The following is a 23,680-nucleotide window of genomic DNA, read 5'->3' as shown; positions in this document are numbered from 1 at the left end:
TGAAGGCGCCGGCAGGGCCGCTCGATGCGAGCCCTGCCGGCGATCCGTTTCTGTGCGTGCGATCAGCCCTGCTTCAGCTTGGCGATCGTCTCGGCCGGTACGCCGGCAAAGTTGTTCGACACGAGATAGTTCGGGCTGGCCTTGATCCAGGCATCGAGGTCGATCTCCTCGAACTTGCCGTTGTCCCAGGTCTGGATGATCTCCAGGTCTTCGTCGCCGACATTCTTGATCGCGTGACCGAAGCCCTGGGGGATGTAGGCCACGTCGCCCGGATTGAACTCCGCGACCTTGCCGCGACCGCCCGAGCCGAACAAAGCCACCTGGCCCTTACCCTTCAGGTAGAAGTGCCACTCGTTGGCGTTCACGTTCCAGTGGAACTTGCGCATCTGGCCGGGCCGGATAGTCATGACGCCGCCCGACATCGACTTGGAGACCGGCCACTCGTCCACGGTGGCGAGGCGGAAGGTGCCGCCGTCGAACTCGCGCACGGCGCGCGGGTCCTTGAGGAGCCGGAATTTGTGAGTCGATTCCTTCGGCCAGGGCGCATCGAGCGCCTGGGAGAGCGGGATCACCGGACCGGCCTGGATATAGGCCTCGCCCTTCGGGAAGGCATTGAGCGCCTCCTTCGGCAGCCCGAAATCGGCCGCCAGCATGTCCTTCGGGGACACGTCCACCCAGTCGGTAATCGAGAAGGTGCCGTGCTCCGAGAAGGCGCCGTTGTCGAACGACAGGATGAAGTGGCACGGCTTGTCGCCGATCGTCTGGATCGAGTGGCCGTGGCCCTTCGGGAAGAACCAGAGGTCGCCCGGCTCGTAATTGTTGATCTCGCTCGCCCCCGACGGGTCGAGAACCACGGTCTGGCAGCGACCGTCGATCACGTAGGCCCACTCGGCCGCGATCGCGTGCCAGTGCAGCTCGCGCGAAGCGCCAGGGTCGAGGAACATGTGCACACCCGCGATCCCCTTGCTGATGGGGAACTGATGGACCGTGGCCTCCTTGGCCCAGCCGCCGGACGTGATCTTCGGCACGTTGCCGTCGAGCGAGAAGTGGAAGTCGGGCATGGCGCCGACATCCTTGGGATCGTGATAGGCAACCTGAGCGCCCGGGGGGAGCTGTTGAACGTCGCGGCCGAAGCCGCCGGCGCCCGGCGCGCCGTGGTCGGTAGCCGCCGCAGCGGCCTGCTGGGTGAGAGCGACGAGACCGCCGGCGCCGAGCGCGGCGGTCCCGAGAAACGCGCGTCGATTCGCGTCCATCGTATCTGTGTCCTGTCTGTCGTGAGGCCGGGCGACCCTGCGCCCGCTACGGCGCGCCACCCGTAGGGCCCGGCGCGCTGTGGCGCTGCAATATCGACATTTGGCATGCCAAATACTCACGAGGTCGTGAGGGATGATGACGCTTCGAAAAACGTGTCAGGCGTGACGGTCAACCGGAAGCGGCGAATGTCGACGGGGCCCGGCAAAGCGGGCCCGGGGCTGCACTGCGCCCCGGTGGCTGTTCAACAGCCCCGTCTTCGTCCAAACCGCGTCGGTGCAGCCGCCGCTACAAGAATCATGATCCCTGCCCTCGAAGATTTCCGCCGCATCGTCATCAAGGTCGGCTCGGCGCTTCTGGTCGATCGCGGCGCCGGCCGCCTGCGGCATGCCTGGCTTGCGGCCTTGGCCGAGGACATCGCGGAACTGCACGCCCGCGGGGTCGATGTGCTCGTCGTATCCTCGGGCAGCATCGCGCTCGGGCGGACGGTGCTCGGTCTGCCGGCCGGCGCCCTGCGGCTCGAGGAGAGCCAGGGGGCTGCCTCCGTAGGTCAGATCACCCTCGCGCGGCACTGGGCCGAGGCGCTGGGCCACCACGGCATCGTCGCCGGGCAGATCCTGGTGACGCCCCAGGATACCGAGGAGCGCCGCCGCTACTTGAACGCCCGGGCGACGGTGCTGAAGCTTTTGGAAATGCGCGCGGTGCCTGTGGTCAACGAGAACGACACGGTGGCGACCTCCGAGATCCGCTACGGCGATAACGATCGGCTCGCCGCTCGCGTCGCCACCATGATCGACGCCGACGTGCTGGTCCTGTTCTCGGATATCGACGGCCTCTACACGGCGCCGCCGAAGAGCGATCCAGACGCGCGCCACCTGCCGGTGGTGGAGCGCATCACCCCCGAGATCGAGGCGATGGCGGGGGGCCCGGCCTCGGAACTGTCGCGGGGCGGGATGCGCACCAAGGTCGAGGCGGCCAAGATTGCCGCGTCCGGCGGCACGCATCTGGTCATCGCCGACGGGCGGGGGAAGAACCCGTTGAAGGCGATGCGGGACGGGGCTCGCTGTACGTGGTTCCTGTCGGGCTCCACGCCGACCGCCGCACGCAAGACCTGGATCGCCGGTTCGCTGGAGCCGCGCGGGACGCTGACCATCGATCCCGGTGCGGTCAAAGCCCTGCGCGGTGGCGCCAGCCTGCTCCCCGTCGGCGTGCGCGCGATCGAGGGCAGCTTCTCTCGCGGCGACGCCGTGGTGATCCGTGATCCGGAGGGCCGCGTGCTCGGCCGAGGTCTTGTGGCCTACGACAGTGCCGAGGCCGGATTGATCATTGGACACCCGAGCGCCCGTATTCCGGACGTGCTCAATTATCCAGGCCGTGCCTGGATGGTGCACCGCGATGACTTGGCATTGTTCTAGTTAATTCAGTTCGCTCGCAATCTGCTTAATCTTTCCGGGATCGATTATTGAGCCGAAGGGCAAGCAAGCGCTCTTGTATGTGCGGCGTCCGGTGTGCAAATACCGTCCCTCAACCCCGTTCGGCCAGATGAGCGGCCGTCGCGTAGCGAGGACGCCGAAGTGCCCGTCCTGAACCTGAGATCGGATTTCGCCGAGGCTGACGCGCTTCCGGAGCAGATGGCCGCCATCGGCCGTCGCGCTCGGGCCGCGGCACGACGGATGGCGCTGGCTTCGGCCCGGACCAAGGATGTCGCCTTGAAGGCGATCGCGGAGCGCCTACGGGCGAGCCGGGACGAGATCCTGAACGAGAATGCCCGCGATGTCGCGGCGGCGCGCAATGCCGGCCAGAGCGCCGCGCTGATCGATCGGCTGACCCTCGATCCCGGCCGCCTCTCCGCCATGGCGGATGCCGTGGAGAAGGTCGGATCGCTGGCCGATCCGGTGGGGCGCCAGCTCGCCGCGATCGAGCGGCCGAACGGCCTGCTGATCGAGCGCATCGCGGTGCCGCTCGGAGTCGTCGGCGTGATCTTCGAGAGCCGCCCGAACGTCACCGCGGATGCCGGCGCCCTGTGCCTCAAGGCCGGCAACGCGGCGATCCTCCGGGCCGGGTCCGACTCTCATCGGACAGCCATGGCGATCGCCCGGGCGATGAGCCGCGGTCTGGCCGATGCCGGTCTACCGGAGGACGCGATCCAGCTCGTGCCGACCCGCGATCGGGCCGCCGTCGGCCTGATGCTGGCCGGCCTCGACGACTGCGTCGACGTTATCGTGCCCCGGGGCGGCCGCGGCCTCGTCGAGCGCGTTCAGGCCGAGGCTCGGGTGCCGGTCTTCGCGCATCTCGACGGTATCAACCACGTCTACGTCGCCGCCGCGGCGGACCTCGACATGGCCCGGACCGTCCTGCTGAACAGCAAGATGCGGCGGACCAGCGTCTGTGGCGCCGCCGAGACCCTGCTGGTCGATCGCGCCTGCGCGGCAACGCATCTCGCGCCCCTCGTCACCGCACTGGCCGATGCCGGCTGCGCCGTCCGGGGCGATGCCGAGACCCAGGCGATCGACCCGCGCGTGACTGCCGCCTCCGAGGAGGATTGGCACACCGAATATCTCGACGCGATCATAGCGGTCCGCGTGGTGAACGGGATCGATGCGGCCATCGAGCACATCGAGACCTACGGCTCGCACCACACCGACGCGATCATCACGCAGGATGATGCCGAGGCGACGCGCTTCCTTGCGGAGGTGGATTCCGCGATTGTGACGCACAACGCCTCGACGCAGTTCGCCGACGGCGGCGAGTTCGGTTTCGGGGCCGAGATCGGCATTGCCACCGGGCGCATGCATGCGCGCGGGCCGGTCGGAGTCGAGCAGCTGACCACCTTCAAGTATCGCGTCCACGGCAGCGGTCAGATTCGCCCGTGAGGCCAGCCCCAGGCCCGGCGTGCGGCTGAACCTGCCGCCGAGCGCGCCCGGGATGCGGATCGGTCTTTACGGCGGATCCTTCAACCCGGCCCATGCCGGCCATCGCCACGTCACCCTGATGGCCCTGCGCCGGCTCGGGCTGGACCGGGTCTGGTGGCTCGTGAGCCCAGGCAACCCGCTCAAGAGTCGGGACGCTCTGCCGCCGGTCGAGGAGCGGTGTCGCCAGGCCGAGCGGATCGCCCGGCATCCACGCATCGCGGTGACCGGCGTCGAGGCGGCGCTCGGCGTCCGCTTCACCGTGCAGACCCTGCGCGTTCTCACCCGCCGATGTCCCGGCGTGCATTTCGTCTGGATCATGGGGGCTGATTCGCTCGGGACGTTTCACCGCTGGAAGGGCTTCGCCGAGATCGCGCATCGCGTGCCGATCGCCGTCATCGACCGGCCCGGCTGGACCCTGACCCCGCTGAGCGCGCGTGCCGCGCGGCGCTTGGCGGGAACGCGTCTGCCGGAGGCGGCCGCGCCGACGCTCGCACTGCGGCCGCCCCCCGCCTGGGTCTTCCTGCACGGTCCCCGATCGCATCTCTCCTCGACCGCCATCCGCAACGGAATGCAGGGAAGTCGTGAGCGACAGGTCGCGGCGCAGTTGCAATCGGCGCCCGAAGCCGCCAATTTCATACTAACCCACGAGGCATGATGCGGCCGCGTGGCATCACGAGGAACTAGGACTCTGCCCGAGACCATCCGCACGGAGACGATCCGCACCCCCGTCCAGACACCGGAGGAATCCGGTCAGGCGCGCTCGGACGATTTGAAGGCTCTCGCCCTCGGATGCCTCGACGAGATGAAGGCCGAGGAGACGATCGCGATCGATCTGGCCGGCAAGACATCGCTCGCCGACACGATGATCATCGCGTCGGGACGTTCGCAGCGCCATGTCGGCTCGATCGCCGACAAGATCATCCAGGAGATGAAGAACCGCGGCTTCGGCAACGCCCGGGTCGAAGGTCTGCCAGCCTGCGACTGGGTCCTGATCGATGCCGGCGACGTGCTGGTTCACATCTTCCGCCCCGAGGTGCGCGGCTTCTACAATCTTGAGAAGATGTGGGGCGCGGACCGTCCGGTCGGGCTCGCGGCCGGCTAGGCGTCTCACCCGCTTGCGCCTGCTCCTCGCAGCGGTCGGGCGGCTGAAGGCCGGCCCGGAGCGGGAACTCGCGTCACGATACCGCGACCGGGCCGCTCAATTGGGCCGCGGGCTCGGCTTCCCATCCTGCGACAGCATCGAGATCCCGGAATCCCGCGCACGGAGGGCCGTCGATCGTTGTAGCGAGGAAGCTGCGGCGCTCGCCACTCTGCTGCCCTCCGGCGGCGTCCTCGTCGCGTACGACGAACGTGGTCGGGCCGATCTGCCGAGCGAGGCGCTCGCGCAGCGCGTCGCCGCGTGGCGCGATGTCGGTCGACCGGCGCTGGTCGTGGCGATCGGCGGGCCCGATGGTCTGGACGCCTCAATTCGGACGAAGGCGGAGCTGATCCTGTCGTTCGGGGCTGCAACTCTGCCCCACGGACTCGTGCGCGTGCTGGCTCTGGAACAGATCTATCGCAGCCTGACCATCCTGGCCGGCCACCCGTATCACCGGGGCGAAGCAGGCTGATCCGACGTGGCGACCGCAGACGCAGGCCCGACTGGTCACCCCAATCAAGTTCGCGCGTTCCGGACGGCCCTCGCCTCGCTCCTGGCTGTGTCGGCGTTCGTGTCGCTCGCTGTGCCGGTCTGGGCCGAAACGCCGCCGCCGAAGGACGCGGAGGCAATCCAGCGCGCGGACGAGGAGCGTGCCCGCCGGGCCGAGAACCTGAAGCGGGTGCAGGACGCGCTCGCCGCCAGCGCCGGCCAGCGGACGCAGTTCGAATCCGAGATCGCCGCGATCGGTTCCGACCGCGCCAAGCTGGACGCCGCCCTCGTCGATGCCGGACGACAGGCGCAAGCCACCGAGGAGCGGCTGAGCCGCCTCGAGGAGCGCCTGAAGGCGATGAGCGAGAGCGAAGCCGCCATCCGGCATTCGCTCCAGGCCCGGCGCGGCATCGTGGCCGAGATCCTGGCCGCGCTGCAGCGGATGGGACGCAGGCCTCCGCCCGCGGTGCTGGTCAGCCCGGAGGACATGCTGGCGGCAATTCGGACGTCGATGCTGCTCGGCGCGGTGGTCCCGGAACTGCGCGGGGAGGTCGATACCCTGGCGGCCGATCTCGCGGAGATGATCCGCCTGCGCGGCCTGATCGCGCAGGACAAGGAAGGCCTCAGCAACGACCTTGCGGGCTGGGCGCGTGAGCAGCAGCGGCTTCAGGCGCTGGTCGCAGCCCGGCGCGCCCGCCAAGCCGAGATCGAGAGCGGCCTCACCGCGGAGCGGCGCCGCGCCGCAGAGCTCGGCGTCCAGGCCAAGAACCTGAAGGATCTGCTGGACAGGACCGAGGCGGAAGTCGTAGCGGCGAAACGGTCGGCCGAGGAGGCGAAGGCCGCGGCCGAGCGCGAGATCCGGGTGACGCAGGAGCGATTTGCCGCGGCGGGCTTCCGGGATCCCGCCCGTCTGGCACCCAAGATGCATTTCGCCGACGCGCGGGGCGAAGTGCCGCGGCCGGTGAGCGGACGCATGGCCCGGGGCTTCAATCAGCCCGACGGCAACGGGGGCAGCACCCGCGGCGTGTCCTACGCGACGCGCCCGAAGGCGGTGGTGTCCTCGCCGGCGGATGGGTGGGTGCAGTTCGCGGGCCCTTTTCGGTCCTATGGCCAACTCTTGATCATCAACGCGGGCGACGGCTACTATCTTTTGCTCGCGGGGATGGATCAGATCAGCGTCGAGGTCGGCCAGTTCGTGCTCGCGGGCGAACCGGTCGGCAACATGGGCGAGAAGGGTGCGGGCCCTGGCGGGTCCGACGGCGATCCCACCCTGTACGTCGAGTTCAAGAAGGACGGCGGCTCCATCGATCCGGAGCCGTGGTGGGCGAAGAGCCCCAACAATACGGTACTTGGCGAGAAGGTTCGCGGCTGATGCGCAAGACATCCCTGATCATGCTGGGCGCCTTCTTGGGTGCCGGCACCTCCATGGTGGCCACCCAGACCGACTTCCTGTCGGGTCCGCGGGCCGTGGCCGCCTCGGCCGAGACCTATCGTCAACTCAGCCTGTTCGGCGACGTGTTCGAGAAGGTCCGCACCGACTACGTCGAGAAGCCCGACGAGTCGAAGATGATCGAGGCCGCGGTCAACGGCATGCTGACCTCGCTCGATCCGCATTCGAGCTACATGGACGCCAAGGCGTTCCGCGACATGCAGACCACCACCCGCGGCGAATTCGGCGGGCTCGGCATCGAGGTCACGATGGAGGACGGCCTGATCAAGGTCGTCACCCCGATCGACGACACTCCCGCCGCCAAGGCCGGCCTGCTCGCCAACGACGTCATCACGCAGATCGACGACGATCAGGTCCAGGGCCTCACCCTGAACCAGGCCGTCGACAAGATGCGCGGCCCGGTGAACTCGAGCGTCAAGCTCAAGATCTCCCGCAAGGAGTCCAAGGAGCCGATCGACGTCACGCTCACCCGCGACGTGATCAAGATCAAGCCGGTGCGCTCGAAGGTTGAGGGCGGCGACGTCGCCTACATCCGTCTCACCCAGTTCAACGAGCAGACCTTCGACGGTATGCGCGCCGCCATCGACAAGCTCACGAGCGATATCGGTGCCGACAAGATCAAGGGCTACGTCATCGACCTGCGCAATAACCCGGGTGGCCTGCTCGATCAGGCCGTGATGGTCTCGGACGCCTTCCTGGATCGCGGCGAGATCGTGTCGACCCGCGGCCGCAACCCGGATGAGACGCAGCGGTTCTCGGCCAAGTCCGGCGACCTGACCAAGGGCAAGCCGGTGGTGGTGCTGGTCAACGGCGGCTCGGCCTCCGCGTCCGAGATCGTCGCGGGCGCCCTCCAAGATCACAAGCGCGCGACCATCATGGGCACGCGGTCCTTCGGCAAGGGCTCGGTGCAGTCGATCATCCCGCTCGGCGGTTCCGGCGCGCTGCGGCTCACGACGGCGCGCTACTACACGCCGTCGGGCCGCTCGATCCAGGCGAAGGGCATCGAGCCCGACGTCGAGGTGCTGCAGGACGTTCCCGACGAGCTGAAGGGCAAGGACGAGACCAAGGGTGAGGCCGGCCTCAAGGGGCACCTCAAGCAGAAGGATACCGACGAGCGCGGCGGTTCGTCCGCCTACGTGCCGCCGGATCCGGCCAAGGACAAGCAGCTGATCTCGGCCGTGGACTTCCTGCACGGGATCCAGAAGGGCGCGGCCAACGGCACGCCGGCGGCGCAGCAGCAGAAGCCGAGCCTGCCGAACTGATCCTGTCTCAGACACAGGACGACCAGCGGTCCCGTCCGGCACACCAGCCGGGCGGGATCTTTGTTTTCCGGAGCTGGCATTAGCGGAACGTTAACCATGCCGGACGGGAATGGAGCGGGATCCGCGCCGCGCTCGCCGGCGCATGGACCGCGATCCCGCAAGAGATCCGCTTGACCGAGTCCACCGACGATATCCTCACGCGGCCCCTCGGGCTGCCGGAGGCGCCGGAGCCACCCGCCGGCCGGTTCGAGCGCCTCGTCGCGGTGCTGCGCCGGCCCATGGTTGCGGGCAGCGCGATCGCGATCGCCCTCGCCGGTTCAGCCGGCCTCGTCCTGCTGCTCGGCGATCCCCAGGGCGGCGAGCCGCGCGTCGAGGCGAAGATCACCCTCCGCGAACCCTCGATTCGGCCCGCTGCTCCGATTCCGACCGCCGTCGATCCGCAGGCTACAGCGCCAGCGCCCGCGGCGTCCCGGCTCCAGCGGAGCGCCGAGGAGCTGGAAACCGCGTCCGGCGTCACGGTCGTGCGTCCGGCCGGCTCCGGGCCCACCGATGCGGTGCTGATCCGGATCCCGCCGCCAACCGCGCCGCGGCTCGCCCCGGCGCCGGATCCGCGGATCAGCGAGACGGGACGCCACGGCCTTTTGCCGAAGCTCGGCGAGGGCCGCGTCCGCGCGCTCGATGTCTACGCCCGGGCCGAGGAGCCCGGCACCGGCCCGCGCATCGCCGTCGTGGTGACGGGCCTCGGCGTCGGTCAGGCCGCCACGGCGGGCGCGACGGCGCGTCTGCCGGCGGCCGTCAGCCTCGCCTTCCTGCCCTACGGCGGAGAGGCCGAGCGCGCCGCGGCCCGGGCCCGCGATGCCGGCCATGAGGTCTTCCTCCAGCTGCCCATGGAGCCGTTCGACTACCCCGACAGCGATCCCGGCCCGCAGACCCTTCTGACCGCACTCAAGGGACCGGAAAACGCCGAGCGCCTCGCCTGGGCGCTGGCGCGGTTTCCCGGCTACGTCGGGGTGGCGAACTTCATGGGCTCCAAGCTGATGGCGGACGCCGCCTTCGAGCCCGTTCTCCGCGAGATCGGCGCCCGCGGTCTCGGCTTCCTCGATGACGGGACCGGGCCGAAGCCGGTCAACCCGCCCGCCAACAAGAGCCGGACGCCGATCGCTCGTGCCGAGATCGTCCTCGATGCCACGCCGCGCGCCGAAGCCATCGATGCGGCCCTGGCCCAGGCCGAGGCGCGAGCGCGCGCCGACGGATTCGTCCTCGTCTCGACGAGCGGATCCGTCCTCAGCGTCGACCGGATCGTCCGCTGGGCCAAGGATCTCGATGCGCGCGGTCTTCGCCTCGTGCCGGCCAGCGTGGCGCTGCGCGGCGCCCGCGACAAGCGCGTCTCTACGGCTGATTGAGTGATCAGTCGGTTTTATAGCGGGCAAGTCGATCCGGGGGCCATGCCGAGATCTCGTTCGGCGATCGCCGTTGCCGCGCCGGATACGGCTGACCTATGGTCCTGGCGATGACGACGGATTCGGACCCGGGCGACGCCCTGCCCTACCGGCCCTGCGTGGGCATCGCGCTGATTGCGCCTTCGGGCGGCGTCTTCGTCGGGCGCCGGAGCAAGGATGCCGGACCCGAGCACGTGGCCGGCCCGCATATGTGGCAGATGCCGCAAGGCGGCATCGATCCGGGCGAGGATCCGGAAGTCGCGGCCCGTCGCGAGCTGTTCGAGGAGACCAATGTTCCGCCGGAAGCGGTCAAGCTGCTCGCGGAGATCCCGGATTGGCTCGCCTACGACCTGCCGCCCGCCGTCATGAAGCAGGCCTGGAAGGGCCGCTATCGCGGGCAGTCTCAGAAGTGGTTCGCCTACGGCTTCCTCGGCAGCGAGGATCTGATCGACGTGCAGCGTCCGGGCGGCGGCGCCCACAAGCCGGAATTCGACGCGTGGCGCTGGGCGCGGATGTCCGAGCTCCCCGACTTGATCGTGCCGTTCAAGCGACCCGTCTACGAGAGCGTGGCCGCGGCATTCTCCGGCCTCGAATCATGGGCGAGCCGGCCATGACGCCGCCTCCGGGAATTTGAGGCGGTGCGCTGGCTGGCGATCCCGCTCGGCATTGCCCTCGCGTGGCTCGCCTTCACGATGAGTCCGCTCTGGTCGCTCTACGATCTCGCCCAGGCGGTCCGGCGGCACGACACCGTCTATGTCGAGAACCACGTGAACTTCCGGACGCTCCGGCTGTCCCTTGTGCGCCAGATCACGGCCGCCATGCGGAGTGCTTCGGAGACCGATCCGGATCTGGAACCCCGTGATCGCCAGCGCCTCAACGATGCCGCCTACGGGCTTGCGCTGGCCCTGTCCGAGACGATGGTCACGCCTGAGACCGTCATCGATCTGCTGGCGAACGGCTGGCCGGACAAGCTCGACGTGGAGCGTCCGGCCGGCACGCGACCGGAGGGCCTCGCGATCCGCAGTGTCGGGCGGCTGATGCCGTATTATGCGGCGCTGGAGATGCGGGGCTTTCGCGCCGTCGTCATCCCGATTCCCCCCGAAGCGCCCCGCACGGAGCGGACCCGGATACGCCTGCGCCTGCGCGGTCTCACCTGGCGATTGGTCGACATCGAGATGGCCGACATGCTGCGCGAACAGATTGCCGCGAAGCTCGGTCGGGCGCTGGCGCGCGCCAAGATCGGAGCCAGCGTGGGAGAGGAGCGTCAGTGACCTGCGGGCGCCGGCGTCACTTCGCCTTGGCGCCGGACGCGTCCTTGGGCTCCCGCGCCTCGACCAGGCCCTCGGCCTTGTCCTCGTCGGTGTCGCCGCCCTGCTCGATGGTCTTGCCCGGATTGGCCAGCAACGACTTCGCGATCCCGAGCAGGACCTCGCATTCTCCGGGAAACTTGTACGTCTCGAGAACGATGGCGGCGTCGCGCAACGTGCGCAGGTCCCGCACCGTCTGAGCGTTGGCGTCCGCGCGCAGCTCGCTCTTGGCGGCGATCGCTTCCTCGATCTGCGCACCTTTCACATCGCAGGCAGCCCGCGCCGGCAGAGCGGCGGCCGCAAGGGCGAGAGCGAGGCCGGTCGCTTTTAGGGAGCGCCACATGGCGGTGATCCTCGAAGATCCAGTTCAGGCGTGGTGAAGGTGCGCGACGCGCAGGATGTCGTGGGTGAGTCCCACAAGCTGGCTGGGGCGGTAGGGCTTCGGCAGAAACACCGCATGCGTGACGGCCTCGCCGGCGGGCAGGCAGGCTCGGCCGCCCGAGGTGTAGACCACCGGAAGATCCGGGCAGAGGCTGCGCGCCCGGCGCGCGAGCGACAGGCCGTTCGTATTGCGGGCGAGGTCGATATCGGTGAAGAGCATGTCGATGCTCTCTCGGGCAAGGATCGCCTCGGCTTCCCAAGCATCCGCGGCGGTGATCACCCGATACCCCTCGTCGATGAGCACTTCGGCGGCCAGCTCGCACACGGTCGGCTCGTCCTCGACAACCAGGATCGTGGCGGCGGCCGAGTCCAGCACAGGCATGGACGGGCAGACGAAAGCGGCGGCGAACGGAACCATGACGCAACTCCCACTCACCCGGCGGGGGCACGGTGTCCCCGGACCGGATCGCAGGGGCAACGGCCCCCTCCGACGGGGTGTTCACCCTGTTACGATCAAATTGCTTGGGTTTGGTGAGCGGTGCGTTAACCCCGCCCCGGCACTCCTCAACGAAGCGGCCGGAATGGTTAACGACTGGTTACCGAGACGCGACCACGGAGCCGAAGCGTGAGCCGGTCCTGGCAGCTGGGCATCGGCCTCCTGCTGACCGGGCTTGCCGGATACGTCGACGCCCTCGGTTTCGTGCGCCTCGGCGGCCTCTACACCTCATTTATGAGCGGCAACACCACGCAGCTCGCCGTCTTCGGCGCGGCGGCCGAGCTTCACCGGATGGTGCTGCCCGCGACACTGCTCCTCGCCTTCCTCACCGGGTCCGTCCTGGGCAGCGGATTGGCGATTCTGGTGCCCCCGCGATGGACGACGCCGATCGTGCTCGCCTACGAGTCGCTGCTGATCCTCGGCGGCCTCGGGCTGGGGCTCGAATCGCCTGAGCTCGGCCTCGCGGCGTTCTTCGTCGCCGTGGCGATGGGCTCGCAGAACGCAGTCCTTGCGCAGGTGAAGGGCTTCCGCGCCGGCACGACCTTCGTCACGGGCGCGCTGTTCAGCCTGGGCCAGAAGATCGCCCAGGCGTTGACCCGCACCGGTGATCCCCTGGGCTGGGTCGGCGACGGGCTGGTCTGGCTGTCTCTGCTGTTCGGCGCGTATCTCGGGGCGCACGCCTACGGGATCTTCAGCCTCTACGCCCTGATCGCACCGGCCGCGATCTCGGGCGGTCTCGCGCTGATTACCGCCATTCTCGTCTTGCGCGCCGGTTCGCCCGCCACGAAAGTTCCTTCGCTATGAGCAGCTCCGTCAGCAATCCCTCCCTCACCGAGCACGTCACCGCCCTCGAAGCCGGCGCTCACGTCGTCGCCGCGCAGTTCCTGAAGGACATTCCGGCCCTGGCGCTCAGCGATGGCACGGTCGCCCTGTTCCGCGGCGACGCCGCCACGCGTGTTGCCGCTCATCCCGAGAGCGGGATCCTCGTTGCGGCCAGCGGCGGCGACCGCTTGGTGACCGGTGGCGACGACGGTCGCGTGGTCGCGATCCGGGCCGACGGGGCGATGGACCAGCTCGGCCTCGCCAAGGGCGGCGCCTGGATCGACGCGCTCGCAGTCCATCCGGACGGCGCGGTGGCGTGGTCGGCCGGCCGCGCCGTCGTGGCGCGCGACGCCAAGGGCCGAGAGCGCAGCTTCGAGGCGCCCTCGACGGCCCGCGGCCTCGTCTTCGCGCCCAAGGGCTACCGGCTCGGGGTCGCCCACTACAACGGCGTCAGCCTCTGGTACCCGAACCTCGAGACCCCCGCCGAGGTGATCAGCTGGAAGGGCTCGCATATCGACGTGACGTGGTCGCCGGACGGCCGCTTCGTGGTCTCGACCATGCAGGAGAACGCCCTCCACGGCTGGCGTCTTCAGCCGGATCGCGGCCACATGCGGATGTCGGGCTATCCCGGCAAGGTCCGCTCGATGTCGTGGTCGTCGGACGGGCACTGGCTTGCGACCAGCGGCGCCGAGGCGGCGATCGTCTGGCCGTTCGACTCGAAGGAGGGCCCAACCGGAAAGGCCCCGCGGGAATGCGGCGTCCGGCCGGCGCGGGTCTCCCGGGTCGCCTTCCACCCGAAGGCGCCGGTCCTGGCGATGGGCTACGAGGACGGCTGCATCCTGCTGGTACGCTTCACCGATGCCGCCGAACTTCTTGTGCGTCCCGCGGTGCCGGGCAGCGGCGTGACGGCTTTGGCCTGGGACGGCCGCGGCAGCCGGCTGCTCTTCGGCTGCAGCGACGGCAAAGCGGGGCTGCTGACCCTGCCGGGCTGAGCCGCTGCTGGAACCGGGACCGCCGGCATGCTCTTTGTCGGTGACCGATTCACCCCGCCGGAGTTTCGCCGTGTTCCGCGTCATCCGCACCTTCGGCCTCGCCCTGGGCCTGCTCGGCGGCGTTGTCGCGGCGCAGGCGCCCGAATTCGCGCAGCAATACGCGCAACGTCTCGGCGGTGCCGCCGATGAGCTGCGCCGGCAGGTGGCCGTGCTGGAATCCGACGCGCAGGCGTCCGGCACGACCCGCGACGGCGCCGTCGACCGGCTTCGGTCCAATCCGGACCAGCTCGTCGCGCGACGCGGCGAGGCAGCGCGCGACGACATCGCCCGGCTGGCCCGGCTTAGCGCTCAGCAAGCGGCCCTGGCAACGACGAGCAGCCCGCTTGGCCGTGTCGTGGCCATGCTGCGCGATCCCGACCTTCCGGTCGCTCGAGCAGCCTACCATGATTTCAGCCCGGCCGTTCCCACCACCGCCGACGGCTTGGCGGCCGGTCTGATCGGGTTCTTCGCAGTCTGGGGCGGCTGGCGCGTCGTGTCGGATGTCGGCCGGCGGGTCGTGCGCCGTCGCCCGCGCACGGCCGCGACGGTCGCCTGAGGGCCGCGCGCAACCGGAAGTGCGCAGCGCAGTGTGGCGCAACGTCTACAGCGGCTTGCGCGAGCCTTGCGTATCGAGCAGGGATCCGACCGTCCCGGTCCGGGAAAAGGCACACGATGCCGCGCGCGTCGAAATCCACGACCATCGACCCGGCGCTCGACGCCGCCGCGCTGCTGCGGCGCATCGGCTTCTTCGGCCTGTTCGTCGTGCTCCCCGTCCTCGCGCAGGTAGCGCGGCGCGCCTCCGTGATCCTGGCACCGATCGCCGTGATCCTGCTGATCATCGCCAGCGTCATCGACAGGCGGCAGCGGCCGGTGCGGCCGGCCACCTCCCGCCTGCTGACTGCCCCGGCCTTCCTGGCCGGGATGCTGGTTGTGCTGTGGTCGACCCTGTCGCTGACCTGGACGCCATTCCCCGGGGCTGCCCTCGAACGGCTGGCGAACCTCGCTGCCACGATTGGGCTGGCGCTGCTGGGCTACCTGGCGCTGCCCGACCGGATGCGCTCGGCGAACCTCTACCTGCTTCCACTCGGCGTCGTGGCAGGCGCCATCGTGGCGATCGTGCTCGGCGTCTTCGGGGCCCATATGGCGCCGTCCGGCACCGAGGATGACGGTGCCCTGGATCGCGGCCTCGTCCTGCTGATCCTCCTCGTCTGGCCGGCTCTGGCCTGGCTCCGGTCCAGGCGCCGCGACCGCGAGGCCCTCGGGCTCGCCCTCCTCGTCGCCCTCGCCCTCACGGTCCAGCCGGACGCGACCCAGATCGCCGCCCTCTCGGTCGGCGCCCTCGCCTTCGCGGTGACGAGCTACCGGCCGAAGCTCGGCGTCACCCTGACGGCGACCCTGTCGGCCCTGCTGCTGGCCGTGGCGCCGCTGCTGCCCTTCCTGGCGCGCCCAGTCGGCGCGGCCATCTTGGGACCTCTCGCCCCGGCCGTGCTGTCCCTGAAGAGCTGGCAGAAGGTGGTGACCACCGACCCGGTGCGGCTGATCACCGGCCACGGTTTCGAGACGGCCCTGCGCGGACGCTTAGTCGGTCTTCTGCCGCTGAACGCACCGACCACGGCGCTGTTTGAGTTCTGGTACGAACTCGGCATCGTCGGGGCGCTGGCGGCCGCCTTCGCGCTCTACGCCTCGATCCGGCGGGCGGGACGGGACGGTCCGGCCCTGGTCCCGGGCGCGATGGGCTGCTTCGCGGCCGCCTTCACGGTCGCGTGCCTCGGCGTCGGCCTGACGGCGATCTGGTGGCTGACGACGCTCGCCATCGCGATCGTCGTGTTCGTGTCGGTGGAGCGGGGCCAGTTCCGCACCAGCCGGCCGAAGGTCGCCAAGCTGCACCGCCTGAACACCGGCGAGAGCTGAGAGATCAGTTCCGCAGGAAACCGTGCAGCCGGATCCAGGCCAGGAACAGGCCGGGCCAGGCGGCCACCGGCGTACCGGGTGCGCCGAGACCGAACCCGTGGCCGCCGCGCTCGAACAGGTGGAGCTCGGCCGGAACCCGCGCCTTGCGCAGGGCGGAGAACATCAGCAGCGGGTGGTCGGCCACCGCCACGGGATCGTCGATCGCCTGCACCAGGAATGTCGGCGGCGTCTCCGGCCCGACCTGCAGGTCGACCGAGTAGGTCTTCATCTCTAGGGGCGTGACTTCGTCGCCCACCAGGATTCGGCGGGTGTGGGTCCGGTCGAACGGCTTGCGCATGGTGATGACCGGGTAGATCAGCCCGGCCAGGGCCGGCCGCACCGGCTGGTAATCCACCGCGTCGACGCCCGGGTAGAGGTCGAGGGCGCTGCCCACCGCCGTCTCGCCCATCAGATGTCCGCCCGCCGAGAAGCCGAGGACGCCGACCCGCGCGGGGTCCACGCCGAGCTCTGTTCCGCGCGCCCGAACCAGCCGGAGGGCGCGCTGCGCGTCCTGCCGCGGGGCGTCCGGCCCCGCCCCCCAGCCCTCGGCGGGCAAACGGTAGATCAGCAGGAAGACCGTGATGCCCGCTGCGTTGAGCACCCGACCGACCGGAACGCCCTCGTTGCCGAGCGCGATGAACTCGTATCCGCCCCCCGCCGCGACGATCACCGCCGCGCCGTTGGCATTGGCCGGCCGCATGACCAGGAGGCAGGGCCGGGCCACGCGGGTGATGTCGCCGAAGGTCCCCTCAACGTAGCGATACCCGTCGGCGTCGGGTCCGCTGCCGCCGCCCGGCGGAGCGCCGGGCCAGAGATCGATTACCTGCAGATCCGCTCCCGGCAGCGAGCGCGGCAGCGCGCGGATCGCCTCGTGCGGGGCCGCCTGGGGAGCGGCTTGCGACGTTCCCTCGCTCTCAGCCCGCGCGGAGCGCAGACCGAAGGCGCTCCCCAGTCCGGCGAGCAGCAGTCGGCGGTCGAGGCGCAAGGGCATCTCCGGGATGAGGCCGCATTCGAGGCCGCCCGTCGACGGACCCGGCTCCCGCGGGAGCCCGGGTCCAACGTCGCGGTCCCGCCGCGGTTTCGCGCCTCAGCCCCGTCGGGCGATCACAGCCACGTAGAAACCGTCTGTGCCGGTGCGCAACGGGCTCATCTGCACGCCCTGCGCGGTGATGCGCACCGCGTCCCGCAGCGAGGCCGGTCCCGCAGCCAGCACATCCTCCGCTGGAACGACGTCGAAGCGACCGCGCCACTGGGAGATCAGGCCGGCCACTGCCGCGTCGTTCTCGGACGGGAGCAGCGAGCAGGTTATGTAAATGATCCGCCCTCCGGGCTTCACCAGCCGCGCCGCCCGGTCGAGGACCTGGGCCTGCTCGGCCGTCCGCAGCGCCAGGCTGCCGGGCCGCAGGCGCCACTTGGCGTCCGGGTTGCGGCGCCACGTGCCGGAGCCGGTGCAGGGCGCGTCGACCACGACCCGGTCGACGCGGCCATCCAGATCCTCCAGGACGTCGACGCGCGCCTTGCCGGTCCGCGGCGTGCGCACCTCGGCCACGGCGCCCGAGCGGCGGAGGCGTTCATGGATCGGCGCGAGGCGGCGCGGGTCGCCGTCGGTGGCGATGAGGCGCGCGCCGTTCCGGGTCTCGGCGGCAAGGGCCAGGGTCTTGCCGCCGCCGCCGGCGCAGAGGTCGACGATGGTCTCGCCGGGCCGCGGCGCGGCCAGGAGTGCGGCGAGCTGCGATCCCTCATCCTGGATCTCGTACCAGCCGTCCAGGAACTCCGCCTCGACGTGGAGGGCAGGCCCGCGCCCATCCGCGCCGATCGGGATCCGCAGGCCCTGCGGCGCGTGGGGAGCCGGCGCCGCCTCGAAAGCCGCGAGGGCCGGCATCACGTCCTCGCGGCTGCCGCGCAGGGCGTTGACGCGGATATCCAGAGGTGCGCGTCGGGCCAGCGCCTTCAGCTCGGGAACCAGATCGTCACCGAGCGCGGCCGCCAGCTCCGGAAGCGCGAAGGCCGGCGCATCGCCCGCCACCTCGGGCGGCGCGTCCTCCAGCGTGCCGGTCTCCAGGCGGGCGCGCTCCACGTCGCTCAAGGGCTCCGGCGCGAAACGATCGCCCGAGAACAGGGATGCCACCGAGGCCGCGGCGAGCCCCTGCTGGAGCCGCAGCGCACCGATCAGGATGGCGCGCGGCGTGTCCGAGCCCATGATCCATGCGGCCGACGACCGGCGGCGGAGGGCGTCGTAGACCAAGCTCGCGATGCCGGCGCGGTCGCCCGATCCGGCGAAACGGTGCGCGAGGCCCCAATCCTTCAGCGCATCGGCGGCCGGCCGGCGGCGCTCGGCGATATCGGTGAGGACTTCGATGGCGGCGGAGCAGCGAGCGGCGGGGGTCAGGGTTCGGATCCTTTGGAATGCGTCAACGACAACGTAAAACGGCCACGCTTGGCCCACGAAGCCGCCACGATACGGCCGAGCTTCCAGCACGTTCGCGGCTCAGACCGTCGGGCGGTTGGTCCATCGCGGCCCGCCGCGTGTCCTATGGCATCCGTCTGCGGCCGACCAGCGCGGACCGCCGCCGGTCGCCTCTTAGGAGTATCTCAGCCCATGACGAGCGTTGTTCGGGTCGCCTGCGCGGCCCTGGTCGCCGCTTCCCTCGCTGCCTGCGCGAGCGCACCCGCCGCCCAGCCGGACCTGACGCCGCCCCCGCGCCGGCCGGTCGATGCCAAGACCCAGCTGGAATACGGCAACCCGCCTCCGCCGCCGCCCGGCCGGTACTGAGCGATTGCCGAGGGGTGCGGCTCAGGCCGCTTCCCGCGCCCGGCGGGCCTCGTAGGCCTTGAGGCCGGTATAGACCGCGGCCAGAACCGGGAACGACGCCTCCGGCGCCAGCCGCTGGCCACGGGCGATCAGATCGCCGATCACATGGTCCGCCTCGATCCGCCCCTTGTTCTCGATGTCGCGCAGCATCGAGGCCGTGAACGTCGACCCGGCCGCGGTCAGCTGCGCCCGGGCCCTTTCCGCCACGACGGCCCGCGGCTCGAATCCGCTCGCGGCGGCCACGGCCGTGCATTCCGCGTGGAGCGCCGCGATGAACGCGGTCCCCTCGGGGGCCGCCACGATGTCGCCGACGGCGGCGCGCATCAGGGTCGTGGCGCCCGCGAGCGTCGCAAGGAAGACCCACTTCTCCCACATCTCGAGCAGGATCACGTCGCTGAGCCGGGACTGGAACTTCAGCCCGCGCATCAGGGCGTCGACCGCCTCGATCCGGCTTGAGCGCGATCCGTCCCGCTCGCCGTAGGTGATGCTGCACAGCTCGCTCATATGCCGGATCGCGCCGTCCGGGGCGACAGTCGCGGCGATCGCGCAGGATCCGCCGAGCACCCGTGCGGCACCGAAGCGGGAATCGAGCGCGTCGAGATGCGACATGCCGTTCAACACCGGCAGGATCGCGGTCTCCGCTCCCACGGCGGGGGCGAGATCCGCGAGGGCGCTGTCGAGGTCGTAGGCCTTGCAGGACAAGAGGATCAGGTCGAAGCGCCCGGCCTCAGCCAGCCGGTCGGCCGTGACCGTCGGCGGGTTCGGAAGATGCAGGTCGCCCAGCGGGCTGCGGACGACGAGCCCGTCCGCCGCCAGCTTCGCCGCCCGTGCTGGCCGGACCAGGAAGGTCACGTCGGCACCCGACTCGGCGAGCCGGGCCCCGTAATAGCCGCCGGTCGCGCCGGCTCCGACGATCAGCGTGCGCATCGGTGCCTCAGGTCCGCGACGGGTAGTTCGGGCTCTCGCGGGTGATCGTCACGTCGTGGACGTGGCTCTCGCGCAGGCCGGCATTGGTGATGCGGATGAACCGCGCCCGCTCCTGGAACTCCGGGATCGTGGCGCCACCCACGTAGCCCATGGCGGCGCGCAGGCCGCCGGCGAGCTGGTGGAGGACGTTGCCGACCGGACCCTTGTAGGGCACCTGCCCCTCGATGCCCTCGGGCACGAGCTTGTGGGTGTCGTTCACCTCGGCCTGGAAGTAGCGGTCGGCCGAGCCGCGGGCCATCGCGCCCACCGAGCCCATGCCGCGGTACGACTTGTACGACCGGCCCTGGTAGAGGAACACCTCGCCGGGCGCCTCGTCGGTGCCGGCGAGCAGCGAGCCGAGCATCGCCACGGAGGCGCCAGCGGCGATCGCCTTGGCGAGGTCGCCGGAATACTTGATGCCGCCGTCGGCGATCACCGGGATGTCGGCGTCGGACGCGGCCTCGACCGCTTCCATCAGGGCCGTCAGCTGCGGCACGCCGACGCCGGCGACGATGCGGGTCGTGCAGATCGAGCCCGGGCCGATGCCGACCTTGATGGCGTCGGCGCCGGCGTCGATCAGCGCCTGGGCGCCCTCGCGGGTGGCGACATTGCCGGCGACCACCTGCACGGCGTTGGAGAGCTGCTTCACCCGCGCGACGGCGTCGAGCACCTTGATCGAGTGGCCGTGGGCGGTGTCGACCACGATCACGTCGCAGCCGGCGTCGATCAGGCGCTCGGCCCGCTCGAAGCCGCTGTCGCCCGTCGTGGTGGCAGCGGCGACCCGCAGGCGGCCCTGCTCGTCCTTGACGGCGTTCGGGTAGGTGACCCGCTTCTCGATATCCTTGACGGTGATCAGGCCGATGCAGCGGTAATGGTCGTCGACGACCAGCAGCTTCTCGATCCGGAACTGGTGGAGCAGGCGCTTGGCCTCGTCCTGCGTGACGCCCTCGCGGACCGTGATCAGGCGGTCCCGGGTCATCAGCTCGGCGACCGGCTGGTTGGAATTAGTGGCGAAGCGGACGTCGCGGTTGGTCAGGATGCCGACGAGCTTGCCCCGCGAGCCGTTGGGTCCCCGCTCGACCACCGGAATCCCCGAGATCCGATTGAGCTTCATCACCTCGAAGGCGTCGGCCAGCGTCTCGTCGGGGTGGATGGTGATGGGGTTCATCACCATGCCGGACTCGTATTTCTTGACGAGCCGGACCTGCTCGGCCTGCTCCGGCGGCTCCAGGTTGCGGTGGATCACGCCCATCCCGCCGGCGGCCGCCATGGCGATGGCCATCGGCGCCTCGGTGACCGTGTCCATCGCGGAGGCGAGGATCGGAAGGTTCAGGGGGATCGTGCGGGTGAGCCGGGAGGCCACGCTCACCTCGGTGGGCATTACCGAGGAGGCGGCGGGCCGCAGGAGCACGTCGTCGAAGGTCAGGCCCTCGATGATCGATGCGGTTTCTACTCGGGCCATGTGCCAACTTTCCTCGGACGGCGGCGCGTTGGGGGTCGCGCAGCGGGATCGGGTTGGCAAGTGCCAGTATCACGGGCCCCACGAAGGCGCCAATGCACGCTTGCCGCGTCGTCCTACGAAAACACGCATGGCTCGCGGCTTTTCCACGCTTGGCTGTGCAGGAAATTCACGCCGCGGCGTTGACGTAGATCCGGGTCAACTCGGGCACGGATCCTGCGGGGTCGATCCGGACCGCCCGGCGTTGTCTCAGCCGCCCGGCCGGAGGATCTCCCGCATGCCTATCGATGCCGTCACGCTGGCGCAGCAGCTCATCCGCTTCCCGTCGCTCAATCCGCCCGGCCTCGAGAAGGAGTGTGCCGCGTTCCTCGCAAAGCTGCTGTCGGAGCACGGTTTCGCGGTCGAGAGCTACGCCTTCGCGGAGGATCGCCCGACCCTCATCGCGCGCATCCCCGGAACAGGCAGCGGCAAGCCGCTCTGCTTCACCGGCCATATCGACGTCGTGCCGGTGGGCACGAACCCGTGGAGGTTTCCCCCCTTCGCGGGGATCGTGCACGAGAGCCGGCTGTACGGGCGCGGCGCGAGCGACATGAAAGCGGGCGTGGCCGCCTTCATCGCGGCCGCCTGCAACGTGCTGGCGGACGAACCTCGCTTCCACCGCGGCCTCACCCTGGTGATCACGGCCGGCGAGGAGACCGGCTGCGAGGGCGCCTTCCATGTCGGGCGGGAACAGGTCCTCGGGCCGGCAGAACTCCTGATCGTGGCGGAGCCGACCTCGAACGCCCCGATCTTCGCCCATAAGGGCTCGCTCCGCGTCGTCGTGACGGCGCGCGGTCGCACCGCGCATTCGTCCATGCCGGAGGAGGGGCAGAACGCCGTCGCCAGGGCTGCGGCCTGGATCCAGGCCCTCGGCACGCACGATTTCGGTGTCCGCCATCCGCTGCTCGGGACGACCACGGCCTGCGTCACCACGTTCCGCGGCGGCGAGAACATCAACTCCGTGCCGGATTGGGCCGAGTTCTCCGTCGACATCCGCACCCTGCCCGAGCAGGACCACGGCCAGCTGCTCGATGCGCTGAGAAAGCTGTTCGGCCCGGATGCCGAGATCCGTGTCGTCACGAGCTTCCCGGGCTTCTCGACGGCGGTCGACGATCCCGCTGCGGCACCGCTGCTCGCGCTGCTGCACGAACGGACCGGGTTGACCGCCGAGCCGGCGGGCGCGCCCTACTTCACGGACGCGTCCGCCCTGGTGCCCGCCTTCGACAATGTCGCGACCGTGGTGATCGGCCCCGGCGAAGCAGCGCAGTGCCACAAGACCGACGAGCATTGCCGCGTCGACCGGATCGAAGAGGCGCAGGCCCTCTACACGGCTCTGATCCGGCGGCTGTGCATCGACGAAGCGGGCGGCTAGCCGTGCGTGCGGCCGGCTCAGCGCATCGCCGGCGTTCTGGCGCCCTTGTCGGTGTATTCGGGCGGCAGGCCGATATAATCGCCCAGCATCCCGTCAATGCCGGGCGCCCGGCCGTACGCCTCGCAATCCGGATCCAGGGGTGCCTCGCCCAAAGTGGTGATGCGGATGCGGTCCCAGGTCGGGAGGGTGTTGGGCGCCGTGAACGGATCCTCGCCGGTCGCTAGCATGAAGCCGAAATCCTGCCCGAACTCGCCGGCGAGATCATAGGCGTCGCTCGCCCGCGAGAAGCGCGGCTGGCTGGTGAAGGAGTTCGCCGCCCCGCCCCAGACCATGGCGGCGCGCTGCTCGCGCCTGCGGTCGAGCGCCTCCGCCTCCACCGTCAGGCTGCCGAGACCGATCGGCACACGCGGGATCGGCACGCGCCCGACGCCCTCGGCTAAGCTCAGGCCGAGCTGCGACGCGACCGTGACGCCGGCCGAGCCGGCGATCGTGGCCCCGGCCCCGAGCAGATCCGTCGGGTCCACCCGGGTGACCTGCGCCCGCACGGTCAGGTCCGCATCGCGGCTCGTGACGATGTCGTACTTCAGCGACAGGTCGTAGCAGAGCGCCCGGTCGGCGGCGTTGGCGATGAGGCGCCGTTCGGCCTGGGTCAGCGGCGCGGCCCCGGCGACATCGGCGTGGAAGGCCGTCGGGATGATGCGGACGGTGCGGGCTTTCGCCAGCGCCGGCCGGTCGACGTAGATCCGCGAGGCCGACGCCACCTGATCGCTGGACTTCAGACGGTCATAGCGGGTGAGCGAGCCGCGATCGTTGAGCAGGACGGTGCCGCACGCGGCCACCATCGAGAGAAGCGCGACGCCGGCGGCGATCCGCGTCAGGGAGCGGACCTTGTCGGGGCTGGACTGCATCATTTCCTCGTGGCCCGACATCGTGCCGGCTGCAGCCACTTCACGGCCGCGTGATTAAACGTAGCCATTCGGCCGCCCGTGAAAAAGGTGGCCGACCTCTGGCGCCCGACGTCTGTTGCAAGAGAGATACAATCGCGAAACACGAGGGTGCGAGTTGGCCGCGCTGCCGTGCAACCGCCGCGGCACGACATGCGTC

24 protein-coding genes are annotated in these 23,680 nt (G+C 70.1%); 16 read left to right on the top strand and 8 right to left on the bottom strand.

Annotation, left to right across the window (positions count from 1 at the left end; translation table 11 throughout):
- Positions 1-62 precede the first annotated feature (62 nt).
- Positions 63-1,253, bottom strand: coding sequence for a cupin domain-containing protein (locus AC3WSN_RS00650; RefSeq protein WP_192706927.1), 1,191 nt, complete (start codon positions 1,251-1,253; stop codon positions 63-65).
- Between the two features lie 297 nt (positions 1,254-1,550).
- Here AC3WSN_RS00650 and proB point away from each other — a divergent pair, with 297 nt between their 5' ends.
- The 10 genes from proB (at position 1,551) to AC3WSN_RS00600 (ending at position 11,212) form a co-directional block, all read left to right on the top strand.
- Positions 1,551-2,666: a glutamate 5-kinase gene (proB, locus tag AC3WSN_RS00645; protein ID WP_238197526.1), complete on the top strand. Its 1,116-nt coding sequence runs from the start codon at positions 1,551-1,553 to the stop codon at positions 2,664-2,666.
- A 159-nt stretch (positions 2,667-2,825) separates the two neighbouring features.
- Complete coding sequence (locus tag AC3WSN_RS00640; protein WP_492535632.1) at positions 2,826-4,124, top strand: glutamate-5-semialdehyde dehydrogenase; 1,299 nt, start codon at positions 2,826-2,828, stop codon at positions 4,122-4,124.
- 19 nt (positions 4,125-4,143) lie between these two features.
- Positions 4,144-4,818, top strand: coding sequence for a nicotinate-nucleotide adenylyltransferase (locus AC3WSN_RS00635; RefSeq protein ID WP_492535630.1), 675 nt, complete (start codon positions 4,144-4,146; stop codon positions 4,816-4,818).
- A 9-nt stretch (positions 4,819-4,827) separates the two neighbouring features.
- Positions 4,828-5,265: a ribosome silencing factor gene (gene rsfS, locus AC3WSN_RS00630; protein ID WP_192706923.1), complete on the top strand. Its 438-nt coding sequence runs from the start codon at positions 4,828-4,830 to the stop codon at positions 5,263-5,265.
- A 13-nt stretch (positions 5,266-5,278) separates the two neighbouring features.
- Entirely contained in the window at positions 5,279-5,773 is a 495-nt protein-coding gene (gene rlmH, locus AC3WSN_RS00625; RefSeq protein ID WP_492535628.1) for a 23S rRNA (pseudouridine(1915)-N(3))-methyltransferase RlmH, read from the top strand.
- Between the two features lie 6 nt (positions 5,774-5,779).
- The gene (locus AC3WSN_RS00620) at positions 5,780-7,162 is read left to right on the top strand and encodes a murein hydrolase activator EnvC family protein (protein WP_492535626.1); all 1,383 of its coding nucleotides are present in this window, start codon (positions 5,780-5,782) and stop codon (positions 7,160-7,162) included.
- Positions 7,162-8,502, top strand: a complete 1,341-nt coding sequence (locus tag AC3WSN_RS00615) for a S41 family peptidase (protein WP_192706921.1) — start codon at positions 7,162-7,164, stop codon at positions 8,500-8,502. The genes AC3WSN_RS00620 and AC3WSN_RS00615 overlap by 1 nt, the downstream gene beginning before the upstream one ends.
- A 170-nt stretch (positions 8,503-8,672) precedes the next feature.
- Positions 8,673-9,905: a divergent polysaccharide deacetylase family protein gene (locus AC3WSN_RS00610; protein WP_492535624.1), complete on the top strand. Its 1,233-nt coding sequence runs from the start codon at positions 8,673-8,675 to the stop codon at positions 9,903-9,905.
- Positions 9,906-10,000: 95 nt separating this feature from the next.
- Complete coding sequence (locus tag AC3WSN_RS00605) at positions 10,001-10,555, top strand: RNA pyrophosphohydrolase (RefSeq protein WP_492535622.1); 555 nt, start codon at positions 10,001-10,003, stop codon at positions 10,553-10,555.
- A gap of 24 nt (positions 10,556-10,579) precedes the next feature.
- A complete protein-coding gene (locus AC3WSN_RS00600) occupies positions 10,580-11,212 on the top strand; it encodes a DUF2939 domain-containing protein (protein ID WP_492535620.1) in 633 nt (210 codons plus the stop codon).
- A 16-nt stretch (positions 11,213-11,228) separates the two neighbouring features.
- On the opposite strand, the gene AC3WSN_RS00595 is transcribed toward AC3WSN_RS00600, so the two are convergent.
- Together AC3WSN_RS00595 and AC3WSN_RS00590 are read right to left on the bottom strand one after the other, a co-directional pair.
- Complete coding sequence (locus tag AC3WSN_RS00595) at positions 11,229-11,591, bottom strand: photosystem reaction center subunit H (protein WP_492535618.1); 363 nt, start codon at positions 11,589-11,591, stop codon at positions 11,229-11,231.
- 24 nt (positions 11,592-11,615) lie between these two features.
- Positions 11,616-12,047 carry a response regulator gene (locus AC3WSN_RS00590; RefSeq protein WP_492535616.1) on the bottom strand — a complete coding sequence of 144 codons (432 nt, stop codon included), beginning with the start codon at positions 12,045-12,047 and terminating at the stop codon, positions 11,616-11,618.
- Positions 12,048-12,254: 207 nt separating this feature from the next.
- Here AC3WSN_RS00590 and AC3WSN_RS00585 point away from each other — a divergent pair, with 207 nt between their 5' ends.
- From AC3WSN_RS00585 to AC3WSN_RS00570, 4 genes are all read left to right on the top strand, one after another.
- Positions 12,255-12,929 (top strand): YoaK family protein, encoded by a 675-nt coding sequence (locus AC3WSN_RS00585; RefSeq protein WP_492535615.1) that lies wholly within the window; start codon positions 12,255-12,257, stop codon positions 12,927-12,929.
- Complete coding sequence (locus AC3WSN_RS00580) at positions 12,926-13,939, top strand: WD40 repeat domain-containing protein (RefSeq protein WP_492535613.1); 1,014 nt, start codon at positions 12,926-12,928, stop codon at positions 13,937-13,939. The genes AC3WSN_RS00585 and AC3WSN_RS00580 overlap by 4 nt, the downstream gene beginning before the upstream one ends.
- A 70-nt stretch (positions 13,940-14,009) precedes the next feature.
- Positions 14,010-14,534, top strand: a complete 525-nt coding sequence (locus AC3WSN_RS00575) for a DUF2937 family protein (protein WP_492535612.1) — start codon at positions 14,010-14,012, stop codon at positions 14,532-14,534.
- Positions 14,535-14,650: 116 nt separating this feature from the next.
- Positions 14,651-15,889 (top strand): peptide ABC transporter permease, encoded by a 1,239-nt coding sequence (locus tag AC3WSN_RS00570; protein WP_492535610.1) that lies wholly within the window; start codon positions 14,651-14,653, stop codon positions 15,887-15,889.
- Between the two features lie 4 nt (positions 15,890-15,893).
- Here AC3WSN_RS00570 and AC3WSN_RS00565 read toward each other — a convergent pair whose 3' ends face one another.
- On the bottom strand, positions 15,894-16,913 hold the full coding sequence (locus AC3WSN_RS00565) for an alpha/beta hydrolase (protein WP_492535609.1): 1,020 nt from the start codon (positions 16,911-16,913) through the stop codon (positions 15,894-15,896).
- Positions 16,914-17,015: 102 nt separating this feature from the next.
- On the bottom strand, positions 17,016-18,374 hold the full coding sequence (locus AC3WSN_RS00560) for an RsmB/NOP family class I SAM-dependent RNA methyltransferase (RefSeq protein ID WP_492542973.1): 1,359 nt from the start codon (positions 18,372-18,374) through the stop codon (positions 17,016-17,018).
- A gap of 153 nt (positions 18,375-18,527) precedes the next feature.
- Here AC3WSN_RS00560 and AC3WSN_RS00555 point away from each other — a divergent pair, with 153 nt between their 5' ends.
- Positions 18,528-18,701, top strand: a complete 174-nt coding sequence (locus AC3WSN_RS00555; protein WP_192706910.1) for a hypothetical protein — start codon at positions 18,528-18,530, stop codon at positions 18,699-18,701.
- A gap of 21 nt (positions 18,702-18,722) precedes the next feature.
- Here the strand turns inward: AC3WSN_RS00555 and panE are convergent, their stop codons facing one another.
- Complete coding sequence (gene panE / locus AC3WSN_RS00550) at positions 18,723-19,667, bottom strand: 2-dehydropantoate 2-reductase (protein WP_492535607.1); 945 nt, start codon at positions 19,665-19,667, stop codon at positions 18,723-18,725.
- Between the two features lie 7 nt (positions 19,668-19,674).
- Positions 19,675-21,168: an IMP dehydrogenase gene (guaB, locus tag AC3WSN_RS00545; protein ID WP_238197542.1), complete on the bottom strand. Its 1,494-nt coding sequence runs from the start codon at positions 21,166-21,168 to the stop codon at positions 19,675-19,677.
- Between the two features lie 274 nt (positions 21,169-21,442).
- Here guaB and AC3WSN_RS00540 point away from each other — a divergent pair, with 274 nt between their 5' ends.
- Positions 21,443-22,576, top strand: a complete 1,134-nt coding sequence (locus tag AC3WSN_RS00540; RefSeq protein ID WP_492535605.1) for a M20 family metallopeptidase — start codon at positions 21,443-21,445, stop codon at positions 22,574-22,576.
- 17 nt (positions 22,577-22,593) lie between these two features.
- Here the strand turns inward: AC3WSN_RS00540 and AC3WSN_RS00535 are convergent, their stop codons facing one another.
- Positions 22,594-23,484 (bottom strand): DUF3313 domain-containing protein, encoded by an 891-nt coding sequence (locus AC3WSN_RS00535; protein ID WP_492535604.1) that lies wholly within the window; start codon positions 23,482-23,484, stop codon positions 22,594-22,596.
- Positions 23,485-23,680 lie beyond the last annotated feature (196 nt).

Source organism: Methylobacterium sp. FW102-HT35C08, from assembly GCF_058790235.1.
Note: the sequence above shows the minus strand (reverse complement) of the source record. Positions and strands in the feature narration are given on the sequence as shown.